The sequence below is a fragment of the Pseudomonas sp. NPDC087346 genome (assembly GCF_044744235.1).
Lineage (GTDB): Bacteria > Pseudomonadota > Gammaproteobacteria > Pseudomonadales > Pseudomonadaceae > Aquipseudomonas.
In genome coordinates, this window is the sequence record NZ_JBIUXX010000016.1 from 47,879 (window position 1) to 70,000 (window position 22,122).

Below are 22,122 nucleotides of genomic sequence, written 5' to 3' on the forward strand. Positions count from 1 at the left end.
ATTAAATGATTATCGGATTTTTTATTTGTTAATTAAAAAAATTTCGCCGGGTCCCCCACCAACTCCTGGTATTGATTTTCGGGGTAGCTGCGGGGCCACGCTGCGATTTTTTGATTTTTAAGGCGCGCACAAAAAAGCCCCTGAATCTTTCGATTCAGGGGCTTTGAATTTGGCTCCACAACCTGGACTCGAACCAGGGACCCAGTGATTAACAGTCACTTGCTCTACCAACTGAGCTATTGCGGAATTGGTGCGTATGTTACTGATTCAAAAAGAGAAGTCAAGCATCAGTTATGAAATTGATTGATTCGGCAGGACGAGCGGCGGTTTGTCAGTGATTGGCGGTTACCAGAATCGTCCCGGAGGTCTACCATGGCCGCCCGGAAGTGGTAACACGCGCTCCCGACCATTCGCCGAAAAGGTAAGCGCCATGAACCACTTGTCCCAGATCGTTTGCAATATCGAGGTGTTCGCATGAGCATCGCGCAAATCAGCCTGCCGAAAGGGGTAGGGCCGCACGCCGAAAAACTCTTCGATGCGATCACTCAGGCCAGCACCGCTGAGGAATTGAATCGTGCCGGTGGCAAGGCCGAAGGTTTTGTTCTTGGCCTCGAAAGCGCCAAGGCGATCAAAAGCCAGGTCGCCGAATCGCTTTACGTCGCCTATGACGACGCCGCCAGTCAGCGTGCGACGGAACTGGCTTAACCGCCGAACGTCACGGTACCCAGCATCAATTTGGCGTACAGCAGGGTCGCGCCCAGCTGTACCAGCCACAGCGCCAGTCCGCCAAGAAACACGCCGGCCGCCACTTGCAGCACCAGGCTATTGCCACGCTTGGCCGCTGTGCGGGGGATGAAGTCATCCAGGTCATCACGGTTGGCGCGCAGGTCATCGTTTTTCATCGGGGCTCTCTTCAGAAGAATCGGGTGTACACAAAACCTGTAGGAGTGAGCCTGCTCGCGATGGTGTCTGGTCAGTCGAAGTAAACGTTGCATGACACACCGCCATCGCGAGCAGGCTCACTCCTACAATTGGATTTGTGTGCAGTCTAGAGGTGCGGAGATTGTTTCGGGGCAAATAAAAACGGGAAGCCCAAAGGCTTCCCGTTTTTCGTTACAGCGCGAAATCAGATGACCTGAACAATCGCATCCGTCACGGCTTTGATGTTGCTCTGGTTCAGCGCGGCTACGCAGATGCGGCCGGTGTCCAGGGCGTAGATGCCGAATTCGTTGCGCAAGCGGTGAACCTGGTCAACGGTCAGGCCGGAGTAGGAGAACATGCCGCGCTGACGACCCACGAAGCTGAAGTCGCGCTGCGGTGCTTTTTGCGCCAGCAGCGCAACCATTTGCTCGCGCATGCCGCGAATCCGCAGGCGCATTTCGGCCAGTTCGGCTTCCCACTGTGCACGCAGCTCCGGGCTGTTCAGCACGGCAGCGACGATGCTTGCCCCGTGAGTCGGCGGGTTGGAGTAGTTGGTGCGGATCACGCGTTTGACCTGCGACAGCACGCGCGCGCTTTCTTCTTTCGATTCGCTGACGATCGACAGTGCACCGACGCGCTCGCCGTACAGCGAGAACGACTTGGAGAACGAGCTCGATACGAAGAAAGTCAGGCCGGATTCGGCGAACAGGCGCACGGCAGCGGCGTCTTCGTCGATGCCGTCGCCAAAGCCCTGATAGGCCATGTCGAGGAACGGTACGTGACCTTTGGCGCGAACCACGTCCAGCACGTTGTTCCAGTCAGCCGGGCTCAGATCGACGCCGGTCGGGTTGTGGCAGCAAGCGTGCAGCACAACGATCGAGCCGTTCGGCAGGGCGTTGAGGTCTTCGAGCAGGCCGGCACGGTTCACATCGTGGGTAGCGGCGTCGTAATAACGGTAGTTCTGCACCGGGAAACCAGCGGTTTCGAACAGCGCGCGGTGGTTTTCCCAGCTCGGGTCGCTGATCGCCACGACGGCGTTCGGCAGCAGTTGCTTGAGGAAGTCGGCACCGATTTTCAGTGCGCCGGTACCGCCGACGGCTTGAGTGGTGATCACTCGGCCGGCGCTGATCAGTGGCGAGTCATTGCCGAACAGCAGCTTCTGCACGGCCTGGTCGTAGGCGGCGATGCCGTCAATCGGCAGGTAGCCACGGGAGGCGTGCTGGGCGACGCGAATCGTTTCGGCTTCGATAACGGCGCGCAGAAGTGGAATTCGCCCCTCTTCGTTGCAGTAAACACCTACACCCAGGTTGACCTTGTCGGTCCGGGTATCGGCGTTGAATGCTTCGTTGAGGCCCAGGATTGGATCGCGGGGTGCCATTTCGACAGCGGAGAACAGGCTCATTATTACGGCGGCTCTGAATGGGAATTGGAGGGACGTGTCGCGCTCCAGCCGAATGCACTAGAGCGGTGCACAAACGGGGAGCTAGTATAGAGGCCATCTGCGAGCGATAGCGACAGGCGAAACGCCTTTTAGCGTAAGTTTTTCCGATTATTTCTTGACCGTTAGTCGATTGACTCTGTCAGAGACTTTACCGGATGTAGGACGTTTGCCTTGAAAGCCTCGGCAATCGGCTCCACATTGAGCACAATCTTCGTTTTTCCCTGGATGACCCTGGTCATTTGCGGTCATCCCCCGTGGTTCTTCTGTTTGCTCGCAGAGCCGCGATCCCTGAGGTGTTTATGTCCGAATTCCAGCTAGTCACCCGCTTCGAGCCCGCTGGCGATCAGCCGGAAGCCATTCGCCAGTTGGTCGAGGGTATCGATGCCGGGCTCGCGCACCAGACGTTGCTCGGTGTGACTGGCTCGGGCAAGACCTTCAGCATCGCCAACGTGATTTCCCAGGTACAGCGTCCGACCCTGGTGCTGGCGCCCAACAAGACCCTTGCCGCGCAGTTGTACGGCGAGTTCAAGGCGTTCTTCCCGAACAACGCGGTCGAGTACTTCGTTTCCTACTACGACTACTACCAGCCCGAAGCTTATGTGCCGTCGTCCGATACCTTCATCGAGAAGGATGCGTCGATCAACGACCATATCGAGCAGATGCGTCTGTCCGCGACCAAAGCGTTGCTGGAGCGCAAGGACGCGATCATCGTCACCACGGTGTCGTGCATCTATGGTCTGGGCAGCCCGGAAACCTATCTGAAGATGGTGTTGCACGTCGATCGCGGCGACAAACTCGATCAGCGTGCGCTGCTGCGACGTCTGGCCGATCTGCAATACACCCGCAACGACATGGATTTCGCCCGGGCGACGTTCCGTGTGCGTGGCGATGTGATCGATATCTATCCGGCGGAATCCGACCTCGAGGCGATTCGCATCGAGCTGTTCGACGATGAGGTCGAGAGCATCTCGGCATTCGATCCGCTGACCGGCGAAGTCATCCGCAAGATGCCGCGCTTCACCTTCTACCCGAAGAGTCACTACGTGACGCCACGGGAAACCTTGCTCGACGCGATCGAACACATCAAGGTCGAATTGCAGGAACGCCTCGAATACCTGCGCAGCAACAACAAACTGGTGGAAGCCCAGCGTCTGGAGCAGCGCACCCGTTTCGATCTGGAAATGATCCTCGAACTGGGTTACTGCAACGGCATCGAAAACTACTCGCGCTACCTGTCCGGGCGTCCGGCCGGTGCGGCGCCACCGACGCTTTACGATTACCTGCCGGCGGATGCCTTGCTGGTGATCGATGAATCCCACGTCAGCGTGCCGCAAGTCGGCGCGATGTATAAGGGCGACCGCTCGCGCAAGGAAACCCTCGTCGAGTACGGCTTCCGCCTGCCGTCGGCGCTGGACAACCGGCCGATGCGTTTCGACGAGTGGGAAGGGGTCAGCCCGCAAACCATTTTCGTCTCGGCAACGCCGGGCAACTACGAGGCCGAGCACGCCGGGCGGGTGGTCGAGCAAGTGGTGCGGCCGACCGGTCTGGTCGATCCGCAGGTTGAAGTGCGTCCGGCGCTGACCCAGGTCGATGACTTGCTTTCGGAAATCGCCAAGCGGGTGGCGGTCGAAGAACGAGTGCTGGTCACCACGCTGACCAAACGCATGGCCGAAGACCTCACCGATTACCTCGCCGACCACGGTGTGCGCGTGCGCTATCTGCACTCGGACATCGACACGGTTGAGCGGGTCGAGATCATCCGCGACCTGCGCCTCGGCACCTTTGATGTGTTGGTGGGGATCAACCTGCTGCGTGAAGGTCTGGACATGCCGGAAGTGTCGCTGGTGGCGATCCTTGATGCCGACAAGGAAGGTTTCCTGCGTTCCGAGCGTTCGCTGATCCAGACCATCGGCCGGGCGGCGCGTAACCTCAATGGCCGGGCGATTCTGTATGCCGACCGCATGACCGGCTCGATGGAGCGGGCGATTGGCGAGACCGAGCGTCGACGTGAAAAGCAGGTCGCGTTCAACCTGGCCAATGGCATCACGCCTAGAGGCGTGATCAAGGATGTCGCCGACATCATGGAAGGCGCCACGGTGCCGGGCTCGCGCAGCAAGAAGCGCAAGGGCATGGCCAAGGCTGCGGAAGAGAACGCCAAGTACGAAGCCGAACTGCGCTCGCCGAGCGAGATCACCAAGCGTATTCGTGCGCTGGAAGAGAAGATGTATCAGTTGGCTCGGGATCTGGAGTTCGAAGCGGCGGCGCAAATGCGCGATGAAATTTCCAAATTGCGCGAGCGGCTTCTGGCTGTTTGATCTTTATTGTTTGACAAGGCCCCATCGCTGGCAAGCCAGCTCCCACAGGGATTGAAGGCGTACGTAGATTTTGTAAACGCCAATGAAACCTGTGGAAGAGAAGATGTATCAGTTGGCTCGGGATCTGGAGTTTGAAGCGGCGGCGCAGATGCGTGATGAATTTTCCAAATTGCGCGAGCGGCTTCTGGCTGTTTGATCTTTATTGTTTGAGAAGGCCCCATCGCTGGCAAGCCAGTTCCCACAGGGATTGAAGGCGTACGTAGATTTTGTAAACGCCAATGAAACCTGTGGGAGCTGGCTTGCCAGCGATGAGGCCAGTCCAGGCACCGCAAAGAATCAGTGAGCTTCCCCAGCCTTGAGCCCCTGCGGCAATTTTTTGGTCAGCAAGATCGCCAACATACTCACCCCTAACGCAATCCCGACAAAGTGAAACGCATCGTTGTAGGCCATGATCAACGCCTGCTGATGCACGATTTCACTCATCTTGCCCAACGCCGCCGTGTCACTGCCGAACCTGTCGGTCATCGACGCCATCCGCTCAGCCACTTGCGGATTGGTTGGCACAATCGCTTCACGCAAATAATCGAAGTAAGTCTTGGTGCGCGCATCCAGCAACGTCGCGAGCAGGGCGATGCCGATGGCGCCGCCAAGGTTGCGCAGGATGTTGAACAGACTCGACGCCGAGCCCGCATCCTGCGGCAGGATGTACGCGGTGGCGATCAGTGAGATGGTCACCATGATCAGCGGCTGGCCGAGGGCGCGGATGATCTGGATCTGATTGAACTGCGGCCCGGCGAAATCCGGGTTGAGCACCCCCGACGAAAAACTCGCCAATCCGAACAGTCCGAAGCCCAAAGTACACAGCCACTTGGGCGAGATGTACTTCATCAGTTTCGGCACCAGCGGAATCAGAAACAGCTGAGGCACGCCCATCCACATGATCACTTCGCCGATCTGCAAGGCGTTGTAGTTCTGGATCTGCGCCAGATACAGCGGCAACAGATAAATCGAGCCATACAACCCGACACCCATGCCCAGACTGGAAATACTTGACAGTCCAAAGTTGCGATTGCGCAGGATGCCGAGATTGATCAGCGGATTGGGTTTGGAAATCTGCACGATCACAAAGGTGATCAGGCTTACCAGCGCAATGCTGCCCAGGGTCACGATCAGACTCGATTCGAGCCAGTCCTTGCGGTGACCTTCTTCGAGAAATACCTGCAAGCAACCGAGTCCGATTCCCAGCGTGAGGATGCCGGTGTAGTCGGTGCTTTTGAGCAGTTCCCAGTGCGCTTCTTTCTTCTCCAGACCGTACATCAACCCGGCGATCATGATCAGACCGGGCGGGATGTTGATGTAGAAAATGTACTGCCAGCCCCAGTTTTCCGTGAGCCAGCCACCGAGGGTCGGGCCGATGGAGGGTGCAAACGTGGCGGTCATGGCAAACATCGCCATGCCTTTGGCGCGTTGATGTTCGGGGAGTTTGATCAGCGTCAGAGTGAACGCCAGCGGGATCAGCGCGCCGCCGGTGAAGCCTTGCATGGCGCGAAAAACGATCATGCTCTCAAGGCTCCAGGCCATCGAGCAGAGCAAGGATGAAACCAGAAACCCCAGCGATACCCACACCGCCAGACGCCGCGCCGAGAGTAGCTGCACCAGCCACGCGGTCAGCGGGATCATGATGATTTCCGCTACCAGATACGAGGTGGAAATCCACGATCCTTCTTCCAGCGTCGCCGACAGCGCGCCTTGAATATCCTTGAGCGAGGAGTTGGTGATCTGGATGTCGAGCACCGCCATAAAGGCGCCGAGCATCACGCTCATCACCGCGATCCAGTCCCGCCGGGTCGGTTCGCCGACCGGGCGGATCAGCGAATCACCGGCCATTGTCTGGGGCGTCTTTGATATTCACGGTGGCGGTGACCGACATGCCCGGGCGGATCTTGCCGTGCAGGGGATTGTCGGCTTTGAAGGTCAATTTGACCGGAATCCGCTGCACGACTTTGGTGAAGTTGCCGGTGGCGTTGTCGGGCGGCAACAGGCTGAATTGCGCGCCGGACGCGGCGAACAGACTGTCGACCCGCGCTTCGATGGGCGTGTCGGCATAAGCATCAAACACCAGTTCGGCTTTCTGTCCGGGCTGCATGTGGCCGATCTGGGTTTCCTTGAAGTTGGCCTGCACCCAAATGTCTTCGTCCGGAACTATCGACAGCAAGTACGCACCCGCCTGCACCACCTGACCGTTGCGCGCGGCACGCTGGCCGACCAGTCCGCTGATCGGTGCGTGGATTTCGCTGCGGGTCATGTTCAGTTCGGCTTGCGCGATGTCGGCGCGGGCGTTGGCGATTTGTGCGTCGAGGCGTTTGATCTCGGCGGACAGGGCGTTGACCTGTTGGCGCTGACTCTGCGCATCCGCCTGCGCCTTGGCGACTTGCGAGCGGGCAATGTGGGTGTCGGCGGAGAGCGTGGTTACCCGTTCTTCGGAAACGTAACCGGGTTTGCGCAGGGTCTCGGCGCGGGACAGATCAATCTGTGAGCGGCCGAGGGTTGCCTGGGTGGTCGCCACTTGTGCGTCGCTGGAGGCGATCAGGCTCGATTGTTGAGTCAGTTTGCTCTGGGCTTGCAGACGCTCGGCTTCGCGGGTGGCGAGGGCGGCGTTGGCGCGATCTACCGCCAGACGGAAATCATCACCTTCGAGGCGTACCAGCAACTGGCCTTTCTCCACATGCTGGTTGTCCTGCACCAACACCTCTTCGATGCGTGCGCCCAACTGGCTCGACACACGGGTGATCTCGCCCTGGACATAGGCGTTGTCGGTGCTTTCATAAAAGCGTCCCTTGAAAAACCAATGGGCGAAGAAGCCCCCGGCAATCAGCAGGACGAGCAGCAGGAAGATGAACAGGCGGCGCTTGAGTTGGGCTGGCATGAGGCAAACTGTAGTCGAGAAATTGTAAGGAAAGTTATCAGCAGGCGAATCTGGCATACAGCCGATAAACGGTAAATGCCAAAGGCTGATATTCGCTCATTCACCACGGCCAACGGGCGTTACAGGCGCAATCTTGGCTTAAATGCCCTGTCTGCTGGAGCGGGGCGGGGCTCGCCTGTTACCATTCGCGGCTTGATCGTTTTGCTTTTCATCTTTTTCGAGACATGCCATGACCACCGTCCGCACTCGCATCGCGCCATCGCCTACCGGGGACCCCCACGTAGGTACCGCTTACATCGCATTGTTCAACTACTGCTTTGCCAAGCAGCATGGCGGTGAGTTCATCCTGCGCATCGAAGACACCGATCAGTTGCGCTCGACCCGCGAGTCGGAACAACAGATCTTCGACGCCCTGCGCTGGTTGGGCATCGACTGGAGCGAAGGCCCGGATGTCGGCGGCCCGCACGGTCCTTATCGCCAGAGCGAGCGCGGCGATATCTATCAGAAGTATTGCCAGCAACTGGTTGAAATGGGCCACGCGTTCCCGTGCTTCTGTACTGCCGAAGAACTGGACCAGATGCGCGCCGAGCAGATGGCTCGTGGCGAAACCCCGCGTTACGACGGCCGTGCGCTGTTGCTGTCGAAAGAAGAAGTCGCTGCCCGTCTGGCCGCTGGCGAACCGCACGTGATCCGCATGAAAGTGCCGACCGAAGGCGTTTGCGTGGTGCCGGACATGCTGCGTGGCGATGTCGAGATCCCGTGGGATCGCATGGACATGCAAGTGCTGATGAAGACCGACGGCCTGCCGACGTACTTCCTCGCCAACGTGGTCGACGACCACCTGATGGGCATCACCCACGTACTGCGTGGCGAAGAATGGCTGCCATCGGCGCCAAAACTGATTCTGCTGTACGAATACTTCGGCTGGGAACAACCAGAGCTGTGCTACATGCCGCTGCTGCGTAACCCGGACAAGAGCAAGCTGTCCAAGCGCAAGAACCCGACCTCGGTGACGTTCTACGAGCGCATGGGCTTCATGCCGGAAGCGATGCTCAACTATCTGGGCCGCATGGGCTGGTCGATGCCGGACGAGCGCGAGAAGTTCTCGTTGCAGGAAATGGTCGACAACTTCGACCTCAAGCGCGTGTCCCTCGGCGGGCCGATCTTCGACGTCGAGAAGCTGTCGTGGCTCAACGGCCAGTGGCTGCGTGATCTGCCGGTGGAAGAATTCGCCAGCCGCTTGCAGACCTGGGCGCTGAATCCCGAGTACATGATGAAGATCGCGCCGCACGTTCAGGGTCGCGTTGAAACCTTCAGTCAGGTTGCACCGCTGGCAGGGTTCTTCTTTGCCGGTGGCGTCAATCCGGATGCCAAGCTGTTCGAATCGAAAAAGCTCTCGGGTGATCAGGTTCGTCAGTTGATGCAGTTGATCCTGTGGAAGCTGGAAAGCCTGCGTCAGTGGGAGAAGGACAGCATCACCGCGACGATTCAGGCGGTGGTCGAATCGCTGGAGCTGAAACTGCGTGACGCGATGCCGCTGATGTTCGCTGCAATCACTGGTCAGGCAAGCTCGGTGTCGGTGCTGGATGCGATGGAAATTCTCGGCCCGGATCTGACGCGCTTCCGTCTGCGTCAGGCGATTGATCTGCTGGGCGGCGTGTCGAAGAAAGAAAACAAAGAGTGGGAAAAACTGTTGGGCGCTATCGCCTGACCACGTTTGTCTTTGTTGGAGCTGCCGGAGGCTGCGATCTTTTGATCCTGCCCTTCGGCGTTTCTCCCCGATTTACGGGGGGAAGGGCGGTAAGTGATTGTAATGACGACAAAAAACTTTGAATTATTTCAAAAATAAGTTTGACAGCCTTTTGATGCGCCATTAAGATTCGCCCCGTCCTCAGCGATGACATCAACGATGAGGGGCTATAGCTCAGCTGGGAGAGCGCCTGCATGGCATGCAGGAGGTCAGCGGTTCGATCCCGCTAAGCTCCACCAATTTTACAAGTTCAAGGTCTGGCCACACCGGCCTTGAATCGATCAGCTCTCAGCACTGATCAGTTGTATAGAAGGGTTTGTGTCCCCTTCGTCTAGTGGCCTAGGACACCGCCCTTTCACGGCGGTAACAGGGGTTCGAGTCCCCTAGGGGACGCCACGATTACCCGCTCTGCGGGATTTATAAGGGTCATTCAATTATTGAATGGCCCTTTTGTTTGTCTGGCGTTTGGCCAACTCTCCTTTTTCCTTACACTGTGCTTCAGACCAGCGGTCATATCCTTGACTTGCAGAATATTATTATGCGAATAATATTCTAGTCGTAATATTCGGAGGCAACGATGAACGATAAAAAAGCTCAAACCCGCGAACGCATTCTCAAGGCAGCCAGTGCCGCGCTGATTCAGCGTGGCCCGGCCGATCCGAGCGTGGGCGAAGTGATGGGCGCGGCCGGCCTGACTGTCGGTGGCTTCTATGCGCACTTCGAAAGCAAGGACGCAATGATGCTGGAGGCATTCAAGCAATTGCTCGGCCGCCGACGCGACCTGATTGCCGATATGGATTCCGAGCTGACCGGCGAAGAACGTCGCGCATTGGTGGCTGCGTTCTACCTGTCGCGCAAACACCGCGATTCCAGCGAGTCGGCTTGCCCGATTCCGGCTTCGATTGGTGAGTTGGGCCGCTTGCCGGAGTCATTCCGTATCGCGCTAAACGAACACCTGGAACTGATGGTTGCGCAGTTGGCGGCCAGTCCTGAAGACACCGACAAGGCGCTGGCCGATGTTGCCTTGATGGTCGGCGGTCTGGCGCTGGCAAGGGCACTGGGCCCAGGTGATTTATCCGATCGATTGCTGCGCGCCGCCAAGTCGGCAGTGCGTTGACCTGAAGGCGGCACGCCTGAGGAATTAGCGATGAGCACGTTGAAGTGGGTTCGCGGCGTTAATGGCACCTTGGGCTGGTTTGCACCAAAACTGGTGGCAAGCAAAATGCGGTTGGCATTCATGACCCCGCGTTCGCTGCCGCTGCGGGACTGGGAATTGCCGTTACTGGCCAGTTCCGAGCGCATCACTTTGCGATTTGGCTTGTCGGCGTTGCGCTGGGGGCAGGGTCCGGCCGTGCTGCTGATGCACGGTTGGGAAGGGCGGCCCACTCAGTTCGCCGCACTGATCAATGCGTTGGTCGAGGCCGGTTACACGGTCGTCGCGCTCGATGGCCCGGCCCACGGTCGTTCGCCGGGGCGTGAGGCCAATGTGGTGCTGTTCGCTCGCGCCATGCTCGAAGCCGCCGCCGAGTTGCCGCCGCTGCAAGCAGTCATCGGCCACTCGATGGGCGGCGCCAGTGCGATGCTCGCCGTACAGTTGGGCCTGCGCACCGAAACACTGGTGAGTATCGCCGCCCCGGCACGCATTCTCGGGGTGCTGCGTGGTTTTGCCCGTTACATGGGGATGCCGCCGCCAGCACGTTCCGCGTTCATCCGACAGGTCGAGAAAGATGTCGGCATGCGCGCCGCCACGCTGGATGTCGCGCACTATCAACTGGATATGCCCGGTCTGATCGTGCATGCCGAGGACGACAACTTCGTTTCGGTCAAAGAATCGCAACTGATCCACGAATCCTGGTTCGACAGCCGTCTGCTGCGCCTCGAAAGCGGCGGTCATCAGCGTGTGCTGGCTGACTCCCGGTTGATTGATGGGGTGTTATCACTGCTGGCCGGTCGCAGCCTGCAGACGCGCCAATCGGCGTGAGCATCCGTTACACTGCCCCGGTTGAATAATTTGACCGGGAGTGGGGCATGGGCTGGGATCGGGCAACGCCGTTTACCATTGATCTTGAAGTAGGCGCCGAAGACATCGACGGGCTCGGGCACGCGAACAACGCGGTGTACGTGACCTGGCTTGAACGCTGCGCCTGGCGCCACTCGCAGCGGCTGGGTCTGGATCTGGTCGAGTACCGGCGTCTGGATCGGGCGATGGCCGTGGTGCGTCACGAAATCGATTATCTGGCGGCCGCCTACGAAGGCGATGAGCTGCAATTGGCGACCTGGATCGTCGATTGGGATCAGCGCCTGAAAATGACCCGACACTTCCAATTGATCCGTCCAAGCGACAACACCACCCTGTTGCGCGCGCAAACCACGTTCGTCTGCATCGAACTGTCCACCGGCAAACCGAAGCGCATGCCCGCCGAATTCATCGAAGGCTACGGCCCGGCGATCCTCGCCTGACACAACCCCACTGTAGGAGCTGCCGAAGGCTGCGATCTTTTGATCTTGTCTTTTAAAAACAAAGTCAAAAGATCGCAGCCTTCGGCAGCTCCTACACGGGCTACAGTAAACCCGGTAAACTGCCGCACGTTTTTTCCTCAAGTAGTGTTTTCCCCATGCAAATTGCTCTGGCGCCCATGGAGGGGTTGGTCGACGACATCCTGCGCGACGTGCTGACCCGTGTCGGCGGTATCGATTGGTGCGTGACCGAATTCATCCGCGTCAACGATCAGTTGCTCACGCCGGCCTATTTTCACAAGTTCGGTCCCGAACTGCTGAACGGTGCCCGCACCGCTTCCGGTGTTCCGCTGCGTGTGCAATTGCTGGGGTCTGACCCGGTGTGTCTGGCGGAAAACGCTGCGCTGGCCTGCGAACTCGGTTCCGAAGTGATCGACCTGAACTTCGGCTGCCCGGCCAAGACCGTCAACAAGTCCCGTGGCGGCGCGGTTCTGCTCAAGGAGCCGGAACTGCTCAACCAGATCGTCGAGCACGTCCGGCGTGCCGTACCGGCGCACATTCCGGTGACTGCGAAGATGCGTTTGGGCTTCGACAGTCCGGATGGTTCGCTAGTTTGCGCCACGGCGTTGGCTGAGGGCGGCGCCGAGCACATCGTGGTGCATGCGCGGACCAAGGTTGACGGCTACAAGCCACCAGCGCACTGGGAATGGATTCCCCGCGTGCAGGAGGTGGTCAAGGTGCCGGTGTTTGCCAACGGTGATATCTGGAGCGTCGAAGACTGGCGTCGTTGCCGCGAAATCAGCGGCGTCGAGGACATCATGCTCGGACGCGGTCTGGTTTCGCGCCCGGATCTGGCAAAGCAAATCGCTGCCGCAAGAGCAGGTGAGGAAGTGGTCGAGATGACCTGGGCCGAACTGCTGCCGCTGATCCAGGACTTCTGGCTGCAAGCCAAGGCGCAAATGACTGCGCGCCAGTCGCCGGGTCGTTTGAAGCAATGGCTGGCCATGTTGACGCGCAATTATCCTGAGGCGACAGAGCTGTTCACCGTCCTGCGCCGTGAAACCGAACCGGATCACGTTTCGCGTTTATTGGGTCTGCCGGTCGCGGAAGCGGCCTGAAAAAAATCTCGAAATAATCTCTTGAAATGCAATCAGCGGTCCCTATCTAAGGGTTACGCGATGCCGAATTCGGGTCGCGGAGTTAAAAAACTTGCTGATTGTTTTCAGGAGATTTGAACCATGAGTACTGCATTTTCCCTCGCGCCACTGTTCCGTTCCTCGGTTGGTTTCGACCGCTTCAATGACCTGTTCGAAACCGCCCTGCGTAACGAGCCTGGCAGCACCTACCCACCTTACAACGTGGAAAAACACGGTGACGATCAATACCGCATCGTCGTGGCGGCTGCCGGATTCCAGGAAGAGGACCTGGAGTTGCAAGTCGAGAAAGGTGTGCTGACCATCAGTGGCGGCAAACGTGATGCCAATGAGGGCGTGACGTTCTTGCATCAGGGCATTGCCCAGCGTGCATTCAAGCTGTCCTTCCGTCTGGCCGATCACATCGAGATCAAGGCTGCGGATCTGAGCAACGGTCTGCTGAGCATCGACCTGTTGCGGGTGATTCCGGAAGAGGCGAAAGCCAAACGCATCCCGATCAACGGGACGCAGAAGCCGGTTCTGCAATAAGGCCGAGCAATGAAAAGGGGCGCCATCTGGCGCCCCTTTTTTGTGCCCGTCATCCGAGCATGTCTTTCAGATTCTCCAGCGCCACCGGCCGGCTGTGCAGATAGCCCTGATACAAATGGCAGCCCAGCCCTTGCAGAAACGCCAATTGCTCCGGGGTTTCCACGCCTTCGGCAATCACTTCCAGTTGCAGGCTGCGGGCCATGGCGACGATGGCGCGGATGATTTCTGCGTCGTTAGGGTCGGTGGTCGCATCGCGGATGAATGACTGGTCGATTTTCAGCGTGTCCACCGGCAATCGCTTGAGGTAGGTCAGCGACGAATAACCGGTGCCAAAGTCATCCATCGCGAAGCTGACGCCAAGTTTTTTCAGGCGGCGCATTTTGCTGATGGTGTCTTCCAGATTCTGAATGACGATGCCTTCGGTGATCTCCAGTTTCAGCAGCGAGCAGGGCAAGCCGTGGCTGGTCATGCTGCGTTCGATGCGCTCGACGAAGTCGTTCTGGCGGAACTGACGAGGGCTGATGTTGACGCACAGGCTGAATTTGTAAGGGTCGATCAAGTCAGCGGCGATCAGCTGTTTGAACGCCTCGCAGGCCTCGTCGAGAATCCACGTACCGACTTCCAGAATCAGGCCGCTGTCTTCCAATACCTTGATGAATTCGGTGGGTGATTGCGCGCCGAGTTCCGGGTGATTCCAGCGCACCAGTGCTTCGGCGCCGATGATGCGATTGTCCCGGGCATCGATTTGCGGCTGGTAATGCACCTTGAATTCGCCACGAGACAGCGCCAGACGCAAGTCGGTCTCCATGCGCAGCCGCTCGCTCGCCGCTTTCTGCATGGTGTTGTGGTACATCTGCGTGGTGTTGCGCCCGGAATCCTTGGCCCGGTACAGCGCAATGTCGGCGCGCTTGAGCAGGTCGGTCGGGGTCGAGCCGTGATCCGGAATCAACGCGACGCCGATGCTCGGTGTCACTTGCAGGCGCTGGCCGTCGAGGAACATCGGCTCCGAGAGCAATTCGCGAATGGTGTCGGCCAGTTCCCGCACTTGCACGCTGACCTCGTTGCGCGTGCCTTCCAGCCCGCTGAGCAAGACCACGAACTCATCGCCGCCGAGACGGGCGACGGTGTCCTCCATGCGTACGCTGGCTTCAAGTCGCGCGGTGATGATTTTCAGCACGGTGTCGCCGACCGGATGACCCAGCGAGTCGTTGATGTGTTTGAAGTGATCCAGATCGAGAAACAGCAGCGCGCCGCGCAGGTTATGCCGCTTGAGCAAAGCGATCTGCTGGCTCAGACGATCCATCAGCAGCGCGCGGTTGGGCAGATTGGTCAGCGGGTCGTGATAAGCCAGATGGCGGATCTGCGCTTCGGCATTTTTCAGCAGGCTGACATCGCGGGCGGTCAGCAGCAGGCAGGCGGTTTCATTGAGGGTGATCGGTTCGACCGAGACCTCGACCGTCAGCAACTCGCCGCGCTTGTTACGCCCGAGCATTTCCTGATGGTGTACGCGGCCCTTGATCTGCAACTCGGCGAGCAGTGCCGAGCGCTGTTTTTCTTCGGCCCAGATGCCGACCTGATACACGGTTTTGCCGACCACTTCTTCGGCGCGATAACCGGTGAGGCGACAGAAGCCGTCGTTGACCTCCAGATAGCGGCCGGTGTCGCGTTCGGTGATGGTGATTGCGTCGGGGCTTGAGTGAAACGCCTTGGCGAATTTCTCTTCGCTGGCCTTGAGCGCCGCTTCCGAACGTTGCTGCTGGGTGATATCGCGCAGGGTGGTGACGATGCACGGTTGATTGCCGACGCTGATCTGACGGCTGGAAATCACGCACGTCAGCGACTGGCCGTCCTTGTGCTGGACGATGATTGCCACGTTGCTCAGGCCTTGTTCGCGGATTACCCGTTCAATGCGTTGCAGGCTTTTCGCCGAAGCGTCCCACAGGCCGATTTCTTCGGCGGTGTGGCCGATTACGTCGGCGGCGCTCCAGCCGAAGGTCTGGGTGAAACTGGAGTTGATCTCGATGAATTCGCCGCTGTCCTGACGCGTGACGCAAATCGGGTCGGGGCTGACCTGGAACAGCGTGGCGAATTTCTCCTCTGATGCCACCAGGCGTTGTTCGCGTTCGACCTGTTCGGTGATGTCGAGCAAGGTGCCGGCCATGCGTAGCGGCACGCCGTTTTCGTCGCGATAGAGGCGGGCGCGGCTTTCCAGATAGCGTGAGCTGCCGTCCGCCAGTTGAACCCGGTAAGTCAGCTGATAATTGCCCGCCGGGCCTTCACGCAGGCTGCGGTAGGCGTCGCGCATGCTTTCGCGTTCTTCGCCGGGCACGCCTTCGAAAAACGCTTCGAATGACTCATGGAACGGAATCGGCTCGAGCCCGTGCAATTGCGCGGCTCGCGCCGAGCCATAAAGCATGCCGCTGGGAATGTGCCAGTCCCAGGTGCCGAGCTGCGCGGAATCCAGTGCCAGATCCAGGCGTTCCTGACTGTCTTTCAGTGCATGTTCGGCGGCTTTGCGTTCGGTGGTGTCGAGAAACGTGCTCAGCAGGTACGGCTGGCCTTCAAGTTCGACCTTCTGTGCGCTGAGGATGCCGTCGTGGACCTGGCCATTGCTGGCACGAAACTGCACTTCCATGCTGATCAGTTCGCCCTTGGCCTTGGTTTTCTTGACCAGTTCGGCCCGTTGCTCCGGGTGAACCCACAGACCCAGTTCCAGCGTGGTGCGACCGATTGCGCTCTGCACCGGCCAGCCGAACAGGCTTTCGAAATACTGGTTGGCCTCGGAAATCAGGCCGTCTTCCTGGCGGGTCAGCAGGACCATGTTCGGGCACAGGTGAAACAGTGTGGCGAAACGTTTCTCCGAGCTGCTCAGCGCCTGTTCGCGTTGGCGCTGGTGGGTGATTTCGCGAATCACCCCGATCATTCGGGGGCGCCCGAGTTTGTCTGGCAGCAGACTGCCGCTGATCTCCAGCCAGTGCAGACTGCCATCGGGCCAGCGGATGCGGTGGTGCATCGCCTGTTCCAGCGGTGCGCCGGCAATCACCGCATGGAAGGCGCGAACGGTTTTCGCGCGGTCTTCCGGTGGCAGCAGGTCGAGGTATTCCAGATCTTCGGGCAACGGTTGCCGCGGATCAAAGCCAAACAGCGCCTGGGTGCCCCGCGACCAGCTGATCTGACCGAGTTCGATGTCCCAGTACCAGGCGCCGAGCCGTGCGCCGTTGAGCGCGGCGAGCAATTGCGGCGCGCTCTCCCAGCTCTGCTCGGAACGTCGCGGGTCTATGGCCTGGATACGCGGCATCGGCGGAATGCGGTCAACAGATTTCGGCATTGTTCACGGCCTTGAGCTGATTTTGGCGTTGGCGCAGGGAACGGCTCTATAGGCTTAGCACAAGTTAGCCGAGAGTCCCTGGCAGATCGATCTGTGCGTCCAGCAAGGCCATAAACGCCCTTGCTGCATTCGATAGCGTCCGTTCGGTGTGCAAGATATAGCCTAGCTGGCGCCGCAGCTGTATGCCCGGTAAAGGTATGCGCGCCACTTGTTCGTCGAGCATCGTGCGTGGCAAAACACTCCAGGCCAGACCAATCGAGACCATCATCTTGATGGTTTCCAGATAGTTGGTGCTCATCGCGATGTTTGGCGTCAGGCCCTGAGCCTCGAACAGACGTTGGACAATATGGTGGGTAAAGGTGTTGCCGCCGGGGAAAACCGCCGGATGACCGGCAATGTCCGCCAGACTGACGGCGCCGTTACTGATCAGCGAATGCTCGGGGGCGACCACGAAATCCAGCGGGTCGTCCCATACCGGTGTGGCTTTGACCAGTGAATGCGGCTCCGGGGCCAGGGTGATGACGGCCAGTTCTGCGCGGCCGTGGAGTATTTCTTCGTAGGCCACTTCCGAATCGAGGAACTGAATATCCAGCGCAACCTGTGGGTAGCGGCGGGTGAACTCCCTTAATAAGGGTGGTAAGCGGTGCAGGCCGATGTGGTGACTGGTCGCCAGAGTCAGGCGCCCGCTGACTTCGCCGTTGAGGTTGGTCAGGGCGCGGCGGGTGTCGTCCAGCACATTGAGAATCTGATAGGCCCGTGGCAGCAAGGCGCGGCCGGCCTCGGTCAGGCCGACTTCGCGGCCCAGTCGGTCGAACAGCCGTACCTTTAATTGCTGCTCCAGCCCGGCGATGCGTTTGCTGATCGCCGGTTGTGTCAGGTGCAGGCGTTCACCGGCGCCGGAGAAGCTCCCGGTCTCGGCAATCGCGATAAAAGCATTGAGGTTGGCCAGATCCATGGTGGTATTCCAGTTGGTTATCCAAAGCATAAAAAATATGAATTTGAGTTATTTAATGTAACCCCATAGGATCAGCCTCACAAGCCAAAGGGTTATTGAACTGTTCGAAGCCCGGGGCATAGAAACAAGCTGATGAGGAACCGTCTGATGGCCGGCAAAACGCTCTACGACAAGCTCTGGGATTCGCATTTGGTCAAGCAGCGCGACGATGGCTCTGCGCTGATCTACATCGACCGTCACATCATTCACGAAGTGACCTCGCCGCAAGCCTTTGAAGGCCTGCGTCTGGCCGGGCGCAAGCCTTGGCGCATCGATGCCAACATCGCGACCCCGGACCACAACGTACCGACCACCCCGGAACGCAAGGGCGGCATCGCAGCCATTGCCGACCAGGTCTCGCGTTTGCAGGTTCAGACCCTCGATGACAACTGCGATGAGTACGGCATCGTCGAGTTCAAGATGAACGACATCCGCCAAGGCATCGTCCACGTCATCAGCCCGGAGCAGGGCGCGACCTTGCCGGGCATGACCGTGGTCTGCGGCGACTCGCACACGTCGACCCACGGTGCTTTCGGCGCACTGGCTCACGGTATCGGCACTTCCGAGGTCGAGCACGTGCTCGCCACCCAGTGCCTGGTCGCCAAGAAAATGAAGAACATGCTGGTGCGCGTCGAAGGCCAATTGCCGTTCGGCGTGACCGCCAAGGACATCGTCCTCGCAGTGATCGGCAAGATCGGTACCGCCGGCGGTAACGGCCATGCCATCGAGTTCGCCGGCAGCGCGATCCGCGAGTTGTCCGTCGAAGGCCGCATGACCATCTGCAATATGTCCATCGAAGCCGGTGCCCGTGTGGGCCTGGTAGCCGCCGACCAAAAGACCGTTGATTACGTCAAGGGTCGCCCGTTCGCACCGAAAGGCGCGGAATGGGACATGGCCGTCGAAGCCTGGAAAGATCTGGTGACCGACGCTGACGCAAGATTCGACACCGTGGTTGAACTCGACGCCGCGCAGATCAAACCGCAAGTCAGTTGGGGTACTTCCCCGGAAATGGTTTTGGCGGTTGATCAGAACGTGCCGGACCCGGCCAAGGAAATGGATCTGGTCAAACGTGACTCGATCGTCCGTGCCTTGAAATACATGGGTTTGACCGCCAATCAGGCGATCACCGATATTCAGCTGGATCGCGTGTTCATTGGTTCCTGCACCAACTCGCGGATCGAAGATTTGCGCGCTGCGGCAGTGATTGCCAAGGGCCGCAAAGTCGCTTCGACGATCAAGCAGGCCATCGTCGTACCGGGTTCGGGTCTGGTGAAGGCGCAGGCCGAGTCCGAAGGTCTGGACAAGATCTTCCTCGAAGCCGGTTTCGAATGGCGTGAGCCGGGTTGCTCGATGTGTCTGGCGATGAACCCGGACCGTTTGGAGTCCGGCGAACATTGCGCCTCGACCTCCAACCGAAACTTCGAGGGCCGTCAGGGCGCCGGTGGCCGTACCCATCTCGTCAGCCCGGCCATGGCCGCAGCGGCAGCGGTGAACGGTCGTTTCATCGACGTTCGTGAATTGATTTAAGGAGCGCAGCATGAAAGCTTTCACCCAGCACACTGGTCTTGTCGCGCCTTTGGATCGTGCCAACGTCGATACCGATCAGATCATTCCAAAGCAGTTCTTGAAGTCGATCAAACGCACCGGTTTCGGCCCGAACCTGTTCGACGAGTGGCGTTACCTGGATGTCGGGCAACCGTATCAGGACAACTCCAAGCGTCCGTTGAACAAGGATTTCGTGCTCAACGCCGAGCGTTATCAAGGCGCCAGCGTGTTGCTGGCCCGCGAGAACTTCGGTTGCGGCTCCAGCCGTGAACACGCGCCGTGGGCGCTGGAAGAATACGGTTTCCGCAGCATCATCGCGCCGAGCTACGCCGACATCTTCTTCAACAACAGCTTCAAGAACGGCTTGTTGCCGATCATCTTGAGCGACGCTGAAGTCGATGAATTGTTCAAGCAGGTTGAGGCCGAGCCGGGCTATCAATTGCAGGTCGATTTGCACGCGCAAACCGTGACCCGTCCGGATGGCAAGGTTTACAGCTTCGAGATCGACGCGTTCCGCAAGCACTGCCTGCTCAATGGCCTGGACGATATCGGCCTGACCTTGCAGGACGGCGACGCGATTGCCACGTTTGAAGCCAAGCACCGCGTGAGCCAGCCGTGGTTGTTCCGCGACGCGTGATTGATTCGATATTGCTGTAGTCCTCTCTGGCCTCATCGCTAGCAGGCTAGCTCCCACAGGGATTTGTGTACGCCATGGATCCAATGTGGGAGCTAGCCCGCTAGCGATGGCAGCAGTCGAAACACCCCAAGACTCACCTTAGAAAGGAAGTCCCCATGACCAGCACCGCCCAGCACAGTCAGGTTGTCCAAAAGCAATTCGGTGAACAGGCCGCCGCTTACCTGAGCAGCGCCGTTCACGCTCAAGGCACCGAGTTCGCGTTGCTACAGGCCGAACTGGCAGGGCAGGGCGAAGCCCGGGTGCTGGACTTGGGTTGCGGCGCCGGTCATGTGAGTTTTCATGTAGCGTCGCTGGTGAAAGAAGTGGTGGCCTACGACCTGTCGCAGCAAATGCTCGACGTGGTCGCTGCCGCCGCCCTTGATCGCGGGATCAGCAACATTTCCACGGTCAACGGTGCCGCCGAGCGTCTGCCGTTTGCCGATGGCGAGTTCGATTTCGTGTTCAGCCGTTATTCGGCGCACCATTGGAGCGACCTCGGTGTGGCCCTGCGCGAAGTGCGCCGGGTGCTGAAGCCGGGTGGCGTGGCGGCGTTCGTCGATGTGTTGTCACCGGGCAGTCCGTTGTTCGACACTTACCTGCAAAGCGTCGAAGTGCTGCGCGACACCAGCCATGTGCGCGATTATTCCGCTGGCGAGTGGTTGCGTCAGGTCAGTGAAGCGGGTTTGCATGTGCGCAGTACCACGCGTCAGCGCCTGCGTCTGGAGTACACCAGTTGGGTCGAGCGCATGCGCACACCCGAAGTGATGCGTGCGGCAATCCGCGAATTGCAGCGCTCGATGGGCAATGAAGTACGCGAATATTTTGAGATTGATGGCGACGGCTCGTTCAGTACAGATGTGATCGTACTGATGGCTGAGCGATAAGAATTTTTCCGGGAGTGCCAGTAAGCGGCGCACCGACTGAAGACACGAGGAAAGCATGAGCAAGCAGATTCTGATTCTCCCAGGTGACGGTATTGGTCCGGAAATCATGGCCGAAGCGGTCAAGGTGCTGGAACTGGCCAACGATAAGTACAGCCTGGACTTCGAGCTGAGCCATGACGTGATCGGTGGCGCGGCCATCGACAAGCACGGCGTGCCGCTGGCCGACGAAACCCTCGACCGTGCCCGCGCTGCCGATGCTGTGCTGCTGGGCGCCGTTGGCGGCCCGAAATGGGACACCATCGAGCGTGACATCCGCCCTGAGCGCGGTCTGCTGAAAATTCGTGCGCAACTGGGCCTGTTCGGTAACCTGCGTCCGGCAATCCTCTATCCGCAACTGGCCGATGCTTCCAGCTTGAAGCCGGAAATCGTGGCCGGTCTGGATATCCTGATCGTGCGTGAGCTGACCGGCGGCATCTACTTCGGCGCGCCACGCGGCACCCGCACTCTGGAAAACGGCGAGCGTCAGTCCTACGACACGCTGCCGTACAGCGAAAGCGAAATCCGCCGCATCGCCCGTGTCGGTTTCGACATGGCCATGGTGCGTGGCAAGAAGCTGTGCTCGGTGGACAAGGCCAACGTGCTGGCGTCCAGCCAGTTGTGGCGTGAAATCGTCGAAGAAGTGGCCAAGGATTACCCGCAGGTAGAACTGAGCCACATGTACGTCGACAACGCTGCCATGCAACTGGTGCGTGCGCCGAAGCAGTTCGACGTGATCGTCACCGACAACCTGTTCGGCGACATTCTGTCCGACCAGGCGTCGATGCTCACCGGTTCCATCGGCATGCTGCCGTCGGCGTCGTTGGATACCAACAACAAGGGCATGTACGAGCCTTGCCACGGTTCGGCGCCAGACATCGCCGGTAAAGGCATTGCCAACCCGCTGGCGACCATTTTGTCGGTGTCGATGATGCTGCGTTACAGCTTCAATCAGCAGGCTGCCGCCGATGCCATCGAAAAAGCCGTCAGCCTGGTGCTGGATCAAGGCTTGCGCACTGGCGACATCCTGTCGGCCGGTTGCACTAAAGTCGGTACGCAGGAAATGGGCGACGCAGTAGTCGCCGCGCTGCGGAATCTGTAATCTCTCGGGCCCGCTGCGAAATTCAATACAATGCAGCGGCCCACTTTTCAAGAAGGTGTAGTTGC

General features: G+C 59.1%; 19 protein-coding genes and 3 tRNA genes. 15 read left to right on the forward strand and 7 right to left on the reverse strand.

Annotated features, from left to right (window positions below; translation table 11 throughout):
- Positions 1 to 170 precede the first annotated feature (170 nt).
- Positions 171 to 246: transfer RNA gene (locus ACIOZM_RS12410), tRNA-Asn, on the reverse strand.
- A 228-nt stretch (positions 247 to 474) separates the two neighbouring features.
- Here ACIOZM_RS12410 and ACIOZM_RS12415 point away from each other — a divergent pair.
- Positions 475 to 705, forward strand: a complete 231-nt coding sequence (locus ACIOZM_RS12415) for a hypothetical protein (protein ID WP_401213883.1) — start codon at positions 475 to 477, stop codon at positions 703 to 705.
- Here ACIOZM_RS12415 and ACIOZM_RS12420 read toward each other — a convergent pair.
- Both ACIOZM_RS12420 and ACIOZM_RS12425 read right to left on the reverse strand, forming a co-directional pair.
- The gene (locus ACIOZM_RS12420) at positions 702 to 902 is read right to left on the reverse strand and encodes a hypothetical protein (protein ID WP_401213886.1); all 201 of its coding nucleotides are present in this window, start codon (positions 900 to 902) and stop codon (positions 702 to 704) included. The two genes, ACIOZM_RS12415 and ACIOZM_RS12420, sit on opposite strands and share 4 nt — an antisense overlap.
- A gap of 224 nt (positions 903 to 1,126) precedes the next feature.
- Positions 1,127 to 2,323 (reverse strand): amino acid aminotransferase, encoded by a 1,197-nt coding sequence (locus ACIOZM_RS12425; RefSeq protein ID WP_401213889.1) that lies wholly within the window; start codon positions 2,321 to 2,323, stop codon positions 1,127 to 1,129.
- A 338-nt stretch (positions 2,324 to 2,661) separates the two neighbouring features.
- On the opposite strand from ACIOZM_RS12425, the gene uvrB reads away from it, so the two are divergent.
- Entirely contained in the window at positions 2,662 to 4,677 is a 2,016-nt protein-coding gene (gene uvrB / locus ACIOZM_RS12430) for an excinuclease ABC subunit UvrB (protein WP_401213892.1), read from the forward strand.
- Positions 4,678 to 4,759: 82 nt separating this feature from the next.
- On the forward strand, positions 4,760 to 4,873 hold the full coding sequence (locus ACIOZM_RS12435) for a UvrB/UvrC motif-containing protein (RefSeq protein ID WP_401213894.1): 114 nt from the start codon (positions 4,760 to 4,762) through the stop codon (positions 4,871 to 4,873).
- Positions 4,874 to 5,013: 140 nt separating this feature from the next.
- Here ACIOZM_RS12435 and ACIOZM_RS12440 read toward each other — a convergent pair whose 3' ends face one another.
- Positions 5,014 to 6,504 (reverse strand): MDR family MFS transporter, encoded by a 1,491-nt coding sequence (locus ACIOZM_RS12440; RefSeq protein ID WP_401214030.1) that lies wholly within the window; start codon positions 6,502 to 6,504, stop codon positions 5,014 to 5,016.
- 49 nt (positions 6,505 to 6,553) lie between these two features.
- Positions 6,554 to 7,603 carry an HlyD family secretion protein gene (locus tag ACIOZM_RS12445; protein ID WP_401213896.1) on the reverse strand — a complete coding sequence of 350 codons (1,050 nt, stop codon included), beginning with the start codon at positions 7,601 to 7,603 and terminating at the stop codon, positions 6,554 to 6,556.
- Positions 7,604 to 7,832: 229 nt separating this feature from the next.
- Between ACIOZM_RS12445 and gltX the strand changes: the two genes are divergently transcribed.
- The 8 genes from gltX (at position 7,833) to ACIOZM_RS12485 (ending at position 13,492) form a co-directional block, all read left to right on the forward strand.
- A complete protein-coding gene (gene gltX / locus ACIOZM_RS12450) occupies positions 7,833 to 9,314 on the forward strand; it encodes a glutamate--tRNA ligase (RefSeq protein ID WP_401213899.1) in 1,482 nt (493 codons plus the stop codon).
- 202 nt (positions 9,315 to 9,516) lie between these two features.
- A tRNA-Ala gene (locus ACIOZM_RS12455) sits at positions 9,517 to 9,592 on the forward strand.
- An 81-nt stretch (positions 9,593 to 9,673) separates the two neighbouring features.
- Positions 9,674 to 9,749: transfer RNA gene (locus tag ACIOZM_RS12460), tRNA-Glu, on the forward strand.
- Between the two features lie 181 nt (positions 9,750 to 9,930).
- On the forward strand, positions 9,931 to 10,470 hold the full coding sequence (locus ACIOZM_RS12465) for a TetR/AcrR family transcriptional regulator (RefSeq protein WP_401213901.1): 540 nt from the start codon (positions 9,931 to 9,933) through the stop codon (positions 10,468 to 10,470).
- A gap of 30 nt (positions 10,471 to 10,500) precedes the next feature.
- Positions 10,501 to 11,334, forward strand: a complete 834-nt coding sequence (locus tag ACIOZM_RS12470) for an alpha/beta fold hydrolase (protein WP_401213904.1) — start codon at positions 10,501 to 10,503, stop codon at positions 11,332 to 11,334.
- 47 nt (positions 11,335 to 11,381) lie between these two features.
- Positions 11,382 to 11,813 (forward strand): acyl-CoA thioesterase, encoded by a 432-nt coding sequence (locus ACIOZM_RS12475; RefSeq protein ID WP_401213907.1) that lies wholly within the window; start codon positions 11,382 to 11,384, stop codon positions 11,811 to 11,813.
- Between the two features lie 155 nt (positions 11,814 to 11,968).
- On the forward strand, positions 11,969 to 12,928 hold the full coding sequence (locus ACIOZM_RS12480) for a tRNA dihydrouridine synthase (RefSeq protein WP_401213910.1): 960 nt from the start codon (positions 11,969 to 11,971) through the stop codon (positions 12,926 to 12,928).
- 120 nt (positions 12,929 to 13,048) lie between these two features.
- Positions 13,049 to 13,492 (forward strand): Hsp20 family protein, encoded by a 444-nt coding sequence (locus ACIOZM_RS12485; protein ID WP_401213913.1) that lies wholly within the window; start codon positions 13,049 to 13,051, stop codon positions 13,490 to 13,492.
- A 49-nt stretch (positions 13,493 to 13,541) separates the two neighbouring features.
- On the opposite strand, the gene ACIOZM_RS12490 is transcribed toward ACIOZM_RS12485, so the two are convergent.
- Positions 13,542 to 16,820 carry a PAS domain S-box protein gene (locus ACIOZM_RS12490; protein WP_401213916.1) on the reverse strand — a complete coding sequence of 1,093 codons (3,279 nt, stop codon included), beginning with the start codon at positions 16,818 to 16,820 and terminating at the stop codon, positions 13,542 to 13,544.
- 64 nt (positions 16,821 to 16,884) lie between these two features.
- A complete protein-coding gene (locus tag ACIOZM_RS12495) occupies positions 16,885 to 17,775 on the reverse strand; it encodes a LysR family transcriptional regulator (protein WP_401213919.1) in 891 nt (296 codons plus the stop codon).
- Positions 17,776 to 17,922: 147 nt separating this feature from the next.
- Between ACIOZM_RS12495 and leuC the strand changes: the two genes are divergently transcribed.
- The 4 genes from leuC (at position 17,923) to leuB (ending at position 22,057) form a co-directional block, all read left to right on the forward strand.
- On the forward strand, positions 17,923 to 19,341 hold the full coding sequence (gene leuC, locus ACIOZM_RS12500) for a 3-isopropylmalate dehydratase large subunit (protein ID WP_401213922.1): 1,419 nt from the start codon (positions 17,923 to 17,925) through the stop codon (positions 19,339 to 19,341).
- A 10-nt stretch (positions 19,342 to 19,351) separates the two neighbouring features.
- Positions 19,352 to 19,996 (forward strand): 3-isopropylmalate dehydratase small subunit, encoded by a 645-nt coding sequence (gene leuD, locus ACIOZM_RS12505; RefSeq protein ID WP_221733773.1) that lies wholly within the window; start codon positions 19,352 to 19,354, stop codon positions 19,994 to 19,996.
- A 155-nt stretch (positions 19,997 to 20,151) separates the two neighbouring features.
- Positions 20,152 to 20,919: a class I SAM-dependent methyltransferase gene (locus ACIOZM_RS12510; RefSeq protein WP_401213925.1), complete on the forward strand. Its 768-nt coding sequence runs from the start codon at positions 20,152 to 20,154 to the stop codon at positions 20,917 to 20,919.
- 55 nt (positions 20,920 to 20,974) lie between these two features.
- Positions 20,975 to 22,057, forward strand: coding sequence for a 3-isopropylmalate dehydrogenase (gene leuB / locus ACIOZM_RS12515; RefSeq protein ID WP_401213928.1), 1,083 nt, complete (start codon positions 20,975 to 20,977; stop codon positions 22,055 to 22,057).
- The last annotated feature ends 65 nt before the right edge of the window (positions 22,058 to 22,122 follow it).